Consider the following 12,672-nt stretch of genomic DNA (forward strand, 5'->3'; position numbering starts at 1 on the left):
ATTAATGTATAAAAGCTCTGGTTAAGTTATAGCAAATCTTGCGATAGTTACATAATGACAAAATTGTTATTTAGCGATTAATGACTCAAACCTAGCTTTTTATAATCAAAGAACTTTCTATGTTCTGGACCTGCCAAATTAGTATTAACCTTATTAGGGTGCTTATGTTCGCCCCAACTAGCCACATGCGTGCCGACATTTAACACAGGAAAACTGTGGTTAAGGCTGGCATTAATACGATTTTCGCTTACTCCAATAAAACGTAGTAGTTGCGTTAGGCTGTCTGGTTCGCTTAGTGTAATTGTGAGTAAATCATCACGCTGCGCAAAATAATTGGATACACCTTGCTGATGCCTTAGATAGCATGCTTTAAGCCGTGCTTCATCGAGTAAGTTGTCAGCGTTAATATCCCCAAAAGTTTGTTTAAAGCTACGTTTTAATATTGGATGAAACGTGCCAGTTTTTTCTAGCAAGTTAGGTTTCATTTTAGTGAGTAACATTTGAATTGAGGATACCCACTTATCAAGCGGCCTATCGATATAAACAAATTTGGCATCAGGAAACAGCTTGTCTAATTGGGGATAATCACAAAAGCAAGGTACATCGGATACCACATCTGCAACTTCAAAGGCACGTTTAGTGAGCCCAATATGGGCGACTTTAAACCCGTAATCTAATAATGCAACACTGACGCTGGTGGTGCCGGTACGTGGCAAACCAATAATAAAAACTTTACTCATAAATGCACTCAGGTTGGCAAAGGGCGATATAGGGAAGGTGGTCAAGTACCACAATGACTGTCACTTTTTATGCTTGTATTTGACGTCACTGCTTGCTGCATTAGGCATTGCAACTATCAATAAATAGCAAGCCGAACCTTAACTTAGGTTCTGTACAGCACTTTTATGACATGCCAACCAAATTTGGTTTTAACAAGGTGAGGTGTGATGAGTTCACCTGTAAAGCACACTTTATCAAACTGAGGTACCATTTGACCTTTTTTGAACTCACCTAAGTTACCGCCATTTTTACCCGATGGACACGAAGAGTGTTTTTTGGCGAGCACATCAAACTTGGCGCCTTTCTCGAGTTGTTTGATTAAATCTTCTGCTTGTTGCTTATGTTTAACGAGAATGTGCAAAGCAGCCGCTGTTCTGGCCATGATAAATACTCATTTTGACGGGTTGGAGATGAATGACGGGATTATAGCGTGATTTGCCTATGAGCGGCTACCAATGGCGTTACACTTTAACCTTGTCCGTTATGTTGTAGATAGAGCAAGGATATTTTAAGCTCGAGAACTATCCCTTATAAATTGATAATTAAGCGTATTTTATGACTTCTGATACCACAAAACTTAAATATGTGTACGACCCTATGTGTAGTTGGTGCTGGGGGTATCGACCCGCTTGGATAGCACTCAAACAGTTAATCGCAGAGCGTGATAACGATATCGAAATTGAGTATTGTCTAGGGGGTTAGCAGCAGATTCTGACGTACCCATGCCTGATGAGATGCAGGGCTTTTTGAGCCAAACTTGGCATAAAATTGCAGCGCAATTAGGCACTGAGTTCAATTACGATTTTTGGCAAGTGTGTCGCCCTAGACGTTCAACTTATCCTGCATGTCGCGCCTGTATCGTTGCCAGAGACCATGGCCTTGAGCAGCAAATGATACTGGCAATTCAAACTGCCTATTATTTAGAAGCAAAAAATCCATCAGATATTGATACTTTAGTGGAGGCTGCGGTCAGTATTGGCATTGAAAGCGCTGCTTTTAGTAAAGCAATCATGTCAGATGAAGTAAATCAAAGATTGATGGCAGAGCTCACCGCAGTGCATCAACTGCCAATAAGAGGCTTTCCATCATTAGTGCTCGAATATAAAGGGCGAAATTACCCTATTGCGCTCGATTATCGAGAAGCGCAAGTGACCTTTAATGAAATTAAGGCATTGATGGCCTAGAAAGGGGGAGCTTGATGTGCTGGTTAAGGCCTGCTTAAATTGGGGGTATAAAAAAACCAGCTGAGCAATCAACTGGTTTTTATTCTCTTACAGAGATAACACTTGATTTAGTGAACGAGCAACGTCAAACCTGGTAAAAGACAGTTGCAGTAAATCAAGGTTTATACGAGATTAAAGCTCGTGACAATCAGCACATTCAGTGATTGTTAGGTCAGGAGTGTGCAAGTCTGCATCTAACTCATGAGCGTCAGCAAAGCTGTGACAATCATTACAAGTTTCGATGTTTGCTTCCATCTCAGCATGCTCTTCAACGTTGATTTTTTCGTGACAATCTACACAATCAACAGCAAAAGCAGAACTAGCGAAAACTAGTGTAGCGATCATAGCTAAATATTTCATAGTAACTCCATCATCAGTTAAGGGGCTTTATCGCCCGTGCTAAGTGCCAAATTCGGCCTTAACAAATCGCGCATAATCAATGTACAACTATCTTAATGAAAATAAATCCGTTACTTCAAAACTAAGAACACTGAAAATTGGTTAGCACATTTTAATTTATTGTTTAAAGCAATCTAATAAAATGAAAAAAGGCTGATTTCTGTCCAGAATCTTAAGCGCTTTCTTAAATTCCAAGTACTTTACTCAGCTACCATCTTATTGATTTAACTTAATTGAAACTTAAAATGGCCTGCAAAGCCAGTATTTTGCATTTTCTAGCATACTTATTTCTCAAGGTTGTGATCTGCTTAATAAAATTCTACATTTTTTAAATGTGTTTTGAGTAATGGTTGGACTTCAAATTTGTGTTGAATCAGTGATTTTAATCCAATGTTCAGGCAATGGATTGATGAGTTCAGACAGATTGTCGGCTGGCTGAGTTAGCCAATGATTTATCTGAGTTGAGGCGATAAATAAGGGCATTCTGTGGTGATACTGAGCACACTTAGTATTGGGTTTAATCGTTAACGTCACGACTTGTTGCCGATCGGGATACATCACGCCAGCCATGAATAATGGCTTATTTCCCGCATGAGAAAAGCGGTATTTGTGCTTTTGTTGCTGACTTGAAATAGGGCGAGTATCAGCGCCGTTTACCAGTTCTTGGTCAAGACTCAATAAGTCTGTTGTCGGTTCTTGTCGCCATTCAAACCAACCACTACAAGGAATAATGCAGCGATGCTGAGCAAATGTGCTAGAAAACGTTGGCTTTTGTGAAACGGTTTCAGCCTGAGCATTGATAATCAGTTTTTTCGACCAGTCAGGCTGTATTCCCCATCGCTGCTGGCTAGAAATGATTTTACCTTGTCGGTGACTAAGCGTCGTAATGGGATCGGTGGGACGTAAATCAAGGTTATCTTGAATCGTCAGCGGCTGCTCGAATAGATTGTCTAAGGTCGACTGCATTCCACTTAGTAACACCTCAATTCTACCGCACATTGGTTGTCTCCTTAGTCCCCATACTTTGGCACGTTATCACTGTAAGCTGCTGTTGGTTATTTTTCCAATCATTTTCGGCGATGTATGTAAGGTTTGCGTTAATCTCATCGACAGGGCTTATTGCGTATTGTTCAAATTTAATCGCGTAATTGAGTCAATAATCTCTTCCTATTTTTGACTCGCTATTTTGAAATGTCTCAGCCTAAATAGCATCGTTTTTGCTTAAAAAATGCAAAAATTCAAACGAGCGTATAAATTTTTTAATTTTTTTTCATTTCAGCGTACATGTGTAAGTCTATGAAAAGTTGGTAATTATTTTTGTTAGCTGCTTTGTTACTGTAAATAAAGGCTTTATTTTTGAATTAGAATATTTGATCTAATTTGTTTTTTGTGACGTAATGCACACTATTATTCTGGTCTGATGAGTATGAACTATGAGCATAAGAACAACATTTAAAAAAGTACTGCCGAGTATTTCAACGACTGAACAAGAAGCGTTAGATGCTGGTGACGTGTGGCTTGAAGGCTCTATCTATCAAGGTATTCCTGATTTTGCTGCATTGCGTGACATTCCTAATGCGACCCTGTCGGCGGAAGAGCAAGCTTTCTTAGATGGCCCTGTGCAAACCTTAATTGAAATGGTCGATGATTTCGATATTCAAAACGGGAAGCATTTGCCTGAAGACGTACTCACTTTCCTAAAAGAAAATAAATTCTTCTCTCTGATTATTCCAAAATCATATGGTGGACTCGAGTTTAGTCCATATGCTAACTCAACCATTGTTGCGACAATAGCGGCGAAAAGCTCGGCTGTTGCAGTAACAGTAATGGTACCTAACTCCCTAGGCCCAGGTGAGTTGTTAATGCATTACGGTTTAGATAGCCAACGTGACTTTTGGTTGCCTCGTTTAGCTAACGGGCAAGAAATCCCTTGTTTTGCATTAACAAGTCCAGAAGCAGGTTCTGATGCCGGTGGTATACCAGATATAGGTACTGTCACTATGGGCGAGTACGAAGGTAAAGAAGTACTTGGCTTATCGGTAACTTGGGACAAACGTTATATTACCCTAGCACCTATTGCGACAGTATTAGGCTTAGCATTTAAGGTTGAAGATCCTCAAGGTCTATTAGGCGGTAAAGAGCAACTTGGTATTACTTGTGCGTTGATCCCAAAGGCACATCCAGGTGTGCAATTAGGTAATCGTCACGATCCAATGGGTTGTCGTTTTTATAACGGTACGACACGTGGTGAAAATGTATTCATTCCAATGGACTTCATTATTGGCGGCCAAGACAATATTGGTCGTGGCTGGCAGATGCTTGTGAGCTGTTTAGGTGCTGGCCGTGGTATTTCGTTGCCTGCATTAGGTGTATCAGTGAGCCAATGTTCATTTAAATCGTCTGCTGAATATGCTGCAGTACGTGAACAATTCGGTTTATCAATCGGTAAGTTTGAAGGTATTCAAGAAAAGCTTGCTGATATTGCTGGTAAAACATACTTGCAAGAAGCGATGCGAGTGCTGACAACGGAAGGCTTAGGTCTTGGATTAAAGCCATCTGTAGTCACCGCGATTGCGAAATACCATATGACTGAGTTAGGCCGTGATATTTTAGATTCAGCGATGGACATTCAAGCGGGTAAAGCGATTCAACGTGGCCCTCAAAATACGCTAGCATCTGGTTATGTTGCACAACCAATTGCGATTACGGTCGAAGGCGCTAACATCCTAACCCGTAATTTGATGATTTTTGGTCAAGGTGTGATGCGTTGTCATCCTCATTTACAAAGCATGGTTGAGTCTATTCACAGTGATGCAAGCGATGCGGATAAAACCTTTAATCGTATCTTCAGACAAACCATTGGTTACAGTGTTGGAAACAGCCTACGTGCATTTAAATTAGGTTTATTACCATTTACTGCGCCAGCTCAATCAACGCTTCCTGAGGTTGTTGGTTACGAAAAGTCGGTACATAAGCTGGCATCTAAACTCGCTGTATATGCCGATTTCTCGTTACTTGTATTAGGCGGTAAGCTGAAACAAGCTGAAATGCTGTCAGCACGCTTAGGCGATGTGATGAGTTATTTATACGCTGCAATGGCATCAATTCGTTTTTACGAGCAAAAAGTGACAACTGATGAACGTAACGAAGCAAAGCCTTACTTTGAATACGCAACGCGTTGGGCATTATGCAAAGCGGAAGAAGCATTATTGTCTTTCCTTGAGAATTTCCCATCGAAGCCAACACGCCAGTTTATGCGTTTAATTACCATGACTTACTCAGGCAAAATGGTCAAAGTGAACGATGATTTAGTACGCGAATTAGCTGAACAAGCGCAACTAGATACTGCTTTCAAAAAGCAGCTGACGCATCTTGTTAAACCAGTTGCTGGTGATGGTAATTATATTAATGAGCAAGCTTACCTTGCTAAAATGACCTGTTTACCATTGCTTGCTAAAGTCAAAAAAGCACTTAAACAACGTATATTTAAAGCGGGTGTTCGTTTTTCAATTACCCTTGATAATGCATTAGATGCCAAAGTCATTAGTGCAGACGAGCATAAGTTGCTGCAAGATTATAACTTAAAGCGTGAACGTGCTATCCGTGTTGACGAGTTTGATTTTGATTTAAATCTTATCTCTGATAAAGCGGATTTAAAAATCGCTAATTAATTATTCGTTTCATTACGTTGAAATAAAAAGCCGCTAATTAGCGGCTTTTTTGTTGGCTCAAACTGTGCGCTGAATGAGTTTGTTGTCGATATTTCTTTGTTTGTTTTTTAACCTGATCACAGTTTGGTTATCTAGTTTCTCTATTTTAAAAACAAGCTTACAAAGTTTGATCTAGCTTGCGTTCCCATTACCAATAATAAGTGATGATTAATTAAGGTATCACTGAAATGGGAGGGCGTATGGCGGCAAAAAAGCTCATTAAAAGTCTGGTTATATTGTCTTTATTCCCGCAATTTTCTTATGGTGCTGATAAGATTATTGGTGGGGTTGTCGGTTATCATTATGCAGAGTTGTCAACATTTTCAGCCTTGCCGTCTAATGTAAATGATATCCAATTAGGTGGGATTAACTACCAGTTACGAAACGGAGTCGCCTTTGACCAAGCGAGTCGGCTATACGGCACTTACTCATTTAGTTCTGATGATTTAAGTCATCATCAAGGGGTTTTAGTTTCCTATGATTGGTTATTTCCCTTTGATAATGCCGGACTGGTTAGTTTATTTGTTGGGGCTTCTGCAGGGTTAAGTAGTCAAGAGACCCAATACACAGATAGTGAACAAAGCTATTTTGATACTCGTAGTAGCTATGTTTTTGGCGGACAAACTGGTGTTGTCTTTGAGCTGAGTGATCAGTTTACATCAGAGGTGGGTTTTAGGTATTTGATGCATAACTTTACTTCGTCAGGGGACAATGTGTCATCTCTGTCGGTAAATGATGCTGAACAAGTTTATTTGGGCATTGATTATATGTTCTAACGCTTAAATGCGAGTTTCAATATCGTTTCGCTCATAAAAAAGCCACGTTAATTAACGTGGCTTTTGAGTCTTTACGGATAAAACAAGATTAGCTTGCTTTAATCGCACGACCTTGTGAGTCTTTAAAGTTACCAACTGCAATAATAATGAAGTCGATTAACGTCCAAATACCTAAACCGCCAAGGGTTAACAGCATTAAGATCCCAGTACCAATTTTACCTGTGTAAAAACGGTGCACACCTAGAGAGCCTAGGAAAAAACACAAAAGAAGAGTAGGTACAAAACCTTTCTCACTTAGTTCTACTGGTGTTTCAGCTGTTTGTACTTCTGACATAATTAAAATCCCTTAGTTATAATTTTTGTCCCGGATAGGTGATTAACTTACCTTGTCCGTCTCTGTAGCTTCCAACTAGAAGCATAAATGTCACTACGACTGTATGAATGACATCAATAAAAATAAGACCTGCACCGATCAGGGTGAGCGTAACGTCTTCAAACTGCAATAACGTAATGCCAACAATGGCTAGTGTTAAATCAAAAAAACCATGCAAAACTCGGCCACAATAGAAATGGTGAACTCCAAAAATCCCGAAAATTCCCGATAAAATAACTGCAGTCGCATAATTTTTGTCAGATTTGACAGATTCAGTCACTTTCAACCTCCCTGATGAAAATCTTAAATCTTTTATATAGCAAAGGCTTAGGTTAATCAAATACAAATGTTAAATTTACCTATGTAATGTGCTCGAGATCTAGCGAATTGGGTTAACTTGGTTTGCAATTGAGTAAGGTTTGGTCGATGCGTTAGTGCTGGGTTAGTTTGAGGTTATAGCTTGTTGCGGAGCTTGATGGTAAATAAAAGTTGTTAAGCAAGATTGTAAAGCGCCCTTAAGTTAGGCATGTTAATAGCTTAGGACAATGAAACACATTCAGGGATTAATATGCCTCAAACAACGCGTAACGCTTCTATTTTAACGAGCTTGAAATCAACGCTTAAGGGTTATAAAAAAGCGACTAGCAAGGCAACTATGTTGCTATTGACCATAGGGATGTCTTCAGCAGCTTTTGCTGCCGACTACAAAGTGATTCATGCCGGTGAACTATTAACTGTAGCTGGTAAATCCACACTGAAAGCACATTCGGTTGTGGTTAAAGATGGCAAAATCTCTACCGTCGAAAAAGGCTTTATACAAATAAACGACAATGAATTAACAGCAGCTGACACGATTGAGTATGTCGATTTAAAACAGCAATTTGTAATGGCTGGCTTGATGGATATGCATGTGCATCTTCAAGGTGAACTGGGACCCAAAAATGACAGTGAATCTTTAAGGATGTCTGATGCCGACGTGGCGATGAGAAGTGCTTATTTTGCTAATAAAACCTTGATGGCTGGATTTACCACCGTACGAGATTTAGGTGCAAAACCTGAACAGATTTATGCGCTTAGAGATGCCATTAATAAAGGATGGTTAGCAGGACCTCGTATTATTGCTTCTGGTGGTGTTTCGGTGACTGGCGGCCATGGTGATGTAGATGGTAAAAGTCCTGATCTGTTGGATATGCTGACATCTAAAACCATTTGTGATGGCCCATTTGATTGTCGCCGAGCAACTCGTCGGGCAATTAAATATGGTGCAGATGTCATTAAAATCACCTCTACTGGCGGCGTTCTTTCCGATACCAATACAGGTACAGGTCAGCAGATGGCAAATGATGAATTAAAAGAAGTCATCGATGCGGCTCATGCACTGGGAAGAAAGGTTGCCAGCCACGCCCATGCTGCAGAAGGGATTAATGCTGCTCTACGTGCTGGTGTAGACAGTATTGAACACGGCAGTTACGCCAATAAAGAATCAATTAAGCTGTTTAAGAAGTCTGGTGCATATTTGGTTCCCACTTTATTAGCTGGTGATACGGTCGTACAAATGGCTAACTCCAGCGGTAACTTTATGTCGGAAGCAATTAAAGCCAAAGCTATTCGTGTGGGCAATGACATGCAAAACAACTTCGGAAATGCTTACAAAGCGGGTGTTAATATCGCTTTTGGTACTGATAGTGGCGTATCAAAGCATGGCCAGAATGCCAAAGAAGCCATACTGATGCATCAAGCTGGCATGTCTAATCAAGATATTCTTATTTCAGCCACGATTAATGCGGCTGACCTTTTGGGGATGTCAGATGATATAGGCACGTTAGAGCCTGGTAAACAAGCAGATATTATTGCACTTAACACCAGTCCAGTAGAGCAAATAGACGCCTTACTGGATGTACCTTTTGTGATGAAGTCTGGAGTCATTCATAAACGCTAACCCCCGTTGATACAGATAAACGAATGGCTAACGCTGTAATGAGAGTTAGCCATTTTTATTCTGAGCTGTTGTTTATGTTTTGGCTTAGCTTAATGGCTTAGCTTAATGGCTTAGATTAAAGGCTTAGAGCAGGTAAAGATAAGGTCGCAATGCAGCCTCTTGGGTGGTTTGATTTTAGGGTAAATTGCCAGTTATATCGATGGCATAAAGTATCAATAATCACTAAACCTAAACCGTGGCCTGACATATCGCTTTGTTGCTGACCTTTCTCAATATTAGATAAACCCTGTCCGTTATCTTCTACCACTATTTGATTGTCTAAAATGGTAATCTTAATCCAGCTCGTTTCATCGTCAGGCAAGTTATCACCGCGAGCATTAATTGCGTTATTCAGCAAATTACTAAGTAACATTTTAATCACGGCTGTATTGGGCTGCACATATGGGTTACCTTGCCAGTTAACCGTCACTTCAATATGCTGTTTTTTAGCTAAGTTCACTGCTGTTTCAATGGCTTGGTTGAGCTCTTTTTCAGTCAATTGACGTGGTGGATTACTATTGTCAGACTTTTCCTGCTTAACAATATTCAATAAGGCGTCTACTGTATTTTGCATGTCTTGGGCTGCACGAGTAATGCGCTCTTGCTGGCGCAACTGAAAATCAGCATCGGGCTTTTTAGAAAGCAATTTAGCCGCGCCAACAACGATACTCAATGGGGTACGTAACTCATGACTGGCATACCTGGCAAAGGCTTGTTCTTGTTTGATTAAGGTTTCATTTTGCTGACGATAACTATTTAAGCTATCGGTTAGAATACCAAACTCTTTGGCTGCACTCGTATTGACGCTAAATGTGGTTGGCAAAGGTTGCTTTGCGAGCTGTTTGCTTAAGTCATTGATGGGTTCAATTAAGCGTTTTGATAATTTGATCAGCGCATAGCCAAGTAAAATTAATAGCCCTAATGTGAATAGCAATGAGAAGGTACTAATACTTTTCCATTGGGCGTTAGAAAGTTCAACATTGTCAGCTGGCATAGTCAGGTATAACTGAACGACTTCTCCATCCAGTAAAAACTCATCTCGATGCAAAAACAGCTCATGAGAATCATCATTAATTTCACCATTAAAGCCAAGTGGATAGTTTTGAAGCTGACCATACTTTTTCGGAATAAAATTGGTACTGTAAAAGGCGGTAATATTAGGCGGCAATACCAAAGGTTCTGGGGTACCTGATTGAAATTGCTTTACCACATACGGGGCGCTTTCTCTGAGGTTATTTAAGCTTACTTCATCCTCAACCCATTGCAGTATGAAAATCATCGTGACATAAATGATCCCAGCAGCCAAAACACCAATGAATGCAAAGTAGACGCTTAGCCTACCAACAAAAGATCGCGCAGTGGTATTACTTGTGCTGGTACGACTTACTTTGGGTTGATTTAGCATAGTTGTATTCACTCGGTTAAATTCGTATCAGTAGAACCTTGGTCGAGGCGTAGACCGACTTTGGGGACTGTCACTAGCATAGGTTGACCAAACGGCTTATCGAGTTGATTACGAAGCTGATATACATGACTGCGCAAAATATCTTTTCCTGGTGGGTGTTGGCCCCAAAGCTCGTCGATAAGTTGCTCCCTTGTGACAACATTTGGTGCATTCTTAATGAGCAAACGCAGTATTTGATAGGTGGTGGGAGTGAGTGGCAATATCATACCTTGGCGTGTGACTTGGTGACGTGCGGTGTCGACTTCAAGATCGCCAAAGCGCAGCTTAGCTTGAGCTACATTTCCACGGTGGCGTTTAATCAACGCCTTGATTCGAACATCCAGCTCATCTAAATCAAAGGGTTTACCTAAGTAGTCGTCAGCACCACTGTCAAATCCGGTCATTAAATCCGCTTTATTGTCTAAGGCTGTTAGCATCAGTACTGGTGTAGAGCACCCTTGTTCTCGCAGGGCTTTACACAGAGTGAGTCCATCCATTTTAGGCAGCATTAAATCTAAAATAATAGCGTCAAAATCGTCAGCGAGAGCCAGAGATAGCCCAAGCTCACCATTCGTTGCAAAGTCAATTTCAGCATCTTGAGCTTCAAAGAAATCGCCTAAGATCCCCGCCACATCGTGGTTGTCTTCAATGATAAGTAGTTTCATTTGTTGCTCGTTGCCTTCGAAATGGAGGCTTATTATCAGTCATTTTTTGTCGAAGAAATGTCAATGACATTTCTTACACTCGCTATCATTCAAGATGTTGGCATATTTTGATTCACAGGAATAGTCCATGCGTCATCAATCCTCAGCCAGCCAGCAATCCGAAGTCTGCTTATCGATCATTATCCCAATGTTTAATGAGGCGCAAAGCCTTGATGTGTTGATGCAGCGCCTTGACCGAGTGCTCTCAACCATGCCCGAGCATTGCGAGTTAGTGTTTATTGATGATGGAAGTACCGACAACACTTGGGCGCTATTACAGCAATTACGCATGAGTCATGGCGAGCATCAATGCATTAAACTCAGCAGAAACTTTGGTAAAGAGGCTGCGCTTTCTGCGGGCCTTGCTCAAGCAAGAGGCCTTGCGGTTATTTTGCTTGATGCAGATTTGCAAGACCCACCAGAGCTTATTCCACAGATGTTAGCCACTTGGCGTGAAGGCTATGAAGTGGTGAATATGCGCCGAAAAAAACGGTTGGGCGAAACCTGGTTTAAGCGCTTTTCAGCAGGTTGTTTTTATCGATTAATGAATGTGATGTCAGACTCTCCTGTGCCTGAAAATGTTGGCGATTTTAGGTTGCTAAGTCGTCAGGTGGTTGATCATATTAATGCAATGCCAGAACGTAATCGCTTTATGAAAGGCATTTTAAGCTGGCCAGGATTTACCCAAACTACGATTGAGTTTGATCGAGATCCTCGCAGTGTAGGGGAAACCAAATGGAATTACGGCAAGCTGATTGGTTTAGCGATGGATGGAATTACCTCGTTTAGTTTTAAGCCCCTTCGTTTAGCCACCTGGTTTGGTGTCACCATTGGTTTAAGTTCGTTGATTTATGGTGTGTGGGTGGTATTGAAAACCTTGGTATTTGGTGAAGCTGTCGCGGGATATGCATCAATGATGGTGGTGCAATTATTTTTAGCGGGAATTCAATTACTGGCGATTGGTTTAATTGGCGAGTATCTGGGACGGGTGTTTATGGAGGTGAAGCAGCGGCCAGTATTTATTGTAGAAGAGGTATATCACCAACAAAGTATTCCTAATACGGTTGTGAGTTTTAAAAAGCCGCTCACGTCAATGACCAAAGCAACGACTCATAGCAAGCAAGCGCTAAAGCGTGCTAAGTCGATTTCTATAAACCATGTAAATCAATTCAGTAACGGTGATTTGCAAGCGAGTGTTCTGCAAGGGAGCCATTTGCAACAAGCATTTTTTGTACAACCAACAAGTTACAAGCAAACCTACAACTATGGTGGAAATGTCTAAATG

At 40.8% G+C, this 12,672-nt stretch carries 13 protein-coding genes; 5 read left to right on the forward strand and 8 right to left on the reverse strand.

What is annotated here, in order from left to right; all coding sequences use genetic code 11:
- Nucleotides 1-77: 77 nt before the first annotated feature.
- Complete coding sequence (locus ACGEDC_RS13350) at nucleotides 78-740, reverse strand: sulfotransferase family protein (protein ID WP_394493807.1); 663 nt, start codon at nucleotides 738-740, stop codon at nucleotides 78-80.
- Nucleotides 741-883: 143 nt separating this feature from the next.
- Entirely contained in the window at nucleotides 884-1,162 is a 279-nt protein-coding gene (gene ppiC, locus ACGEDC_RS13355; protein ID WP_065109995.1) for a peptidylprolyl isomerase PpiC, read from the reverse strand.
- Nucleotides 1,163-1,466: 304 nt separating this feature from the next.
- Between ppiC and ACGEDC_RS13360 the strand changes: the two genes are divergently transcribed.
- Nucleotides 1,467-1,964, forward strand: a complete 498-nt coding sequence (locus ACGEDC_RS13360; RefSeq protein ID WP_394493810.1) for a DsbA family protein — start codon at nucleotides 1,467-1,469, stop codon at nucleotides 1,962-1,964.
- Nucleotides 1,965-2,135: 171 nt separating this feature from the next.
- Here ACGEDC_RS13360 and ACGEDC_RS13365 read toward each other — a convergent pair whose 3' ends face one another.
- The gene (locus ACGEDC_RS13365; RefSeq protein ID WP_055025796.1) at nucleotides 2,136-2,363 is read right to left on the reverse strand and encodes a cytochrome c3 family protein; all 228 of its coding nucleotides are present in this window, start codon (nucleotides 2,361-2,363) and stop codon (nucleotides 2,136-2,138) included.
- Nucleotides 2,364-2,759: 396 nt separating this feature from the next.
- Nucleotides 2,760-3,401, reverse strand: coding sequence for an SOS response-associated peptidase (locus tag ACGEDC_RS13370; protein ID WP_394493813.1), 642 nt, complete (start codon nucleotides 3,399-3,401; stop codon nucleotides 2,760-2,762).
- 434 nt (nucleotides 3,402-3,835) lie between these two features.
- Between ACGEDC_RS13370 and ACGEDC_RS13375 the strand changes: the two genes are divergently transcribed.
- Both ACGEDC_RS13375 and ACGEDC_RS13380 read left to right on the forward strand, forming a co-directional pair.
- Nucleotides 3,836-6,073 (forward strand): acyl-CoA dehydrogenase, encoded by a 2,238-nt coding sequence (locus ACGEDC_RS13375; protein ID WP_394493815.1) that lies wholly within the window; start codon nucleotides 3,836-3,838, stop codon nucleotides 6,071-6,073.
- 239 nt (nucleotides 6,074-6,312) lie between these two features.
- Complete coding sequence (locus ACGEDC_RS13380; protein WP_394493817.1) at nucleotides 6,313-6,888, forward strand: hypothetical protein; 576 nt, start codon at nucleotides 6,313-6,315, stop codon at nucleotides 6,886-6,888.
- 88 nt (nucleotides 6,889-6,976) lie between these two features.
- Here ACGEDC_RS13380 and ACGEDC_RS13385 read toward each other — a convergent pair whose 3' ends face one another.
- Nucleotides 6,977-7,222 (reverse strand): NINE protein, encoded by a 246-nt coding sequence (locus tag ACGEDC_RS13385; RefSeq protein WP_055025792.1) that lies wholly within the window; start codon nucleotides 7,220-7,222, stop codon nucleotides 6,977-6,979.
- 16 nt (nucleotides 7,223-7,238) lie between these two features.
- Complete coding sequence (locus ACGEDC_RS13390) at nucleotides 7,239-7,541, reverse strand: NINE protein (protein ID WP_055025791.1); 303 nt, start codon at nucleotides 7,539-7,541, stop codon at nucleotides 7,239-7,241.
- 375 nt (nucleotides 7,542-7,916) lie between these two features.
- On the opposite strand from ACGEDC_RS13390, the gene ACGEDC_RS13395 reads away from it, so the two are divergent.
- Nucleotides 7,917-9,200 carry a metal-dependent hydrolase family protein gene (locus ACGEDC_RS13395; RefSeq protein ID WP_394498347.1) on the forward strand — a complete coding sequence of 428 codons (1,284 nt, stop codon included), beginning with the start codon at nucleotides 7,917-7,919 and terminating at the stop codon, nucleotides 9,198-9,200.
- Between the two features lie 115 nt (nucleotides 9,201-9,315).
- On the opposite strand, the gene ACGEDC_RS13400 is transcribed toward ACGEDC_RS13395, so the two are convergent.
- Nucleotides 9,316-10,644, reverse strand: a complete 1,329-nt coding sequence (locus tag ACGEDC_RS13400) for a histidine kinase dimerization/phospho-acceptor domain-containing protein (protein ID WP_394493820.1) — start codon at nucleotides 10,642-10,644, stop codon at nucleotides 9,316-9,318.
- Between the two features lie 8 nt (nucleotides 10,645-10,652).
- Entirely contained in the window at nucleotides 10,653-11,348 is a 696-nt protein-coding gene (locus ACGEDC_RS13405; protein ID WP_055025789.1) for a response regulator transcription factor, read from the reverse strand.
- 127 nt (nucleotides 11,349-11,475) lie between these two features.
- On the opposite strand from ACGEDC_RS13405, the gene ACGEDC_RS13410 reads away from it, so the two are divergent.
- Nucleotides 11,476-12,669 carry a glycosyltransferase family 2 protein gene (locus ACGEDC_RS13410; protein WP_394493823.1) on the forward strand — a complete coding sequence of 398 codons (1,194 nt, stop codon included), beginning with the start codon at nucleotides 11,476-11,478 and terminating at the stop codon, nucleotides 12,667-12,669.
- The last annotated feature ends 3 nt before the right edge of the window (nucleotides 12,670-12,672 follow it).

Source organism: Shewanella sp. ENK2, assembly GCF_043568515.1.
Lineage (GTDB): Bacteria > Pseudomonadota > Gammaproteobacteria > Enterobacterales > Shewanellaceae > Shewanella > Shewanella japonica.

Bases quoted from the DNA above. Each gene is read 5' to 3' on its own strand.
- ACGEDC_RS13350 (WP_394493807.1), bottom strand. From the start codon at position 740: ATGAGTAAAGTTTTTATTATTGGTTTGCCACGTACCGGCACCACCAGC.
- ppiC (WP_065109995.1), bottom strand. From the start codon at position 1,162: ATGGCCAGAACAGCGGCTGCTTTGCACATTCTCGTTAAACATAAGCAA.
- ACGEDC_RS13365 (WP_055025796.1), bottom strand. From the start codon at position 2,363: ATGAAATATTTAGCTATGATCGCTACACTAGTTTTCGCTAGTTCTGCT.
- ACGEDC_RS13370 (WP_394493813.1), bottom strand. From the start codon at position 3,401: ATGTGCGGTAGAATTGAGGTGTTACTAAGTGGAATGCAGTCGACCTTA.
- ACGEDC_RS13375 (WP_394493815.1), top strand. From the start codon at position 3,836: ATGAGCATAAGAACAACATTTAAAAAAGTACTGCCGAGTATTTCAACG.
- ACGEDC_RS13380 (WP_394493817.1), top strand. From the start codon at position 6,313: ATGGCGGCAAAAAAGCTCATTAAAAGTCTGGTTATATTGTCTTTATTC.
- ACGEDC_RS13385 (WP_055025792.1), bottom strand. From the start codon at position 7,222: ATGTCAGAAGTACAAACAGCTGAAACACCAGTAGAACTAAGTGAGAAA.
- ACGEDC_RS13395 (WP_394498347.1), top strand. From the start codon at position 7,917: ATGTTGCTATTGACCATAGGGATGTCTTCAGCAGCTTTTGCTGCCGAC.
- ACGEDC_RS13400 (WP_394493820.1), bottom strand. From the start codon at position 10,644: ATGCTAAATCAACCCAAAGTAAGTCGTACCAGCACAAGTAATACCACT.
- ACGEDC_RS13405 (WP_055025789.1), bottom strand. From the start codon at position 11,348: ATGAAACTACTTATCATTGAAGACAACCACGATGTGGCGGGGATCTTA.
- ACGEDC_RS13410 (WP_394493823.1), top strand. From the start codon at position 11,476: ATGCGTCATCAATCCTCAGCCAGCCAGCAATCCGAAGTCTGCTTATCG.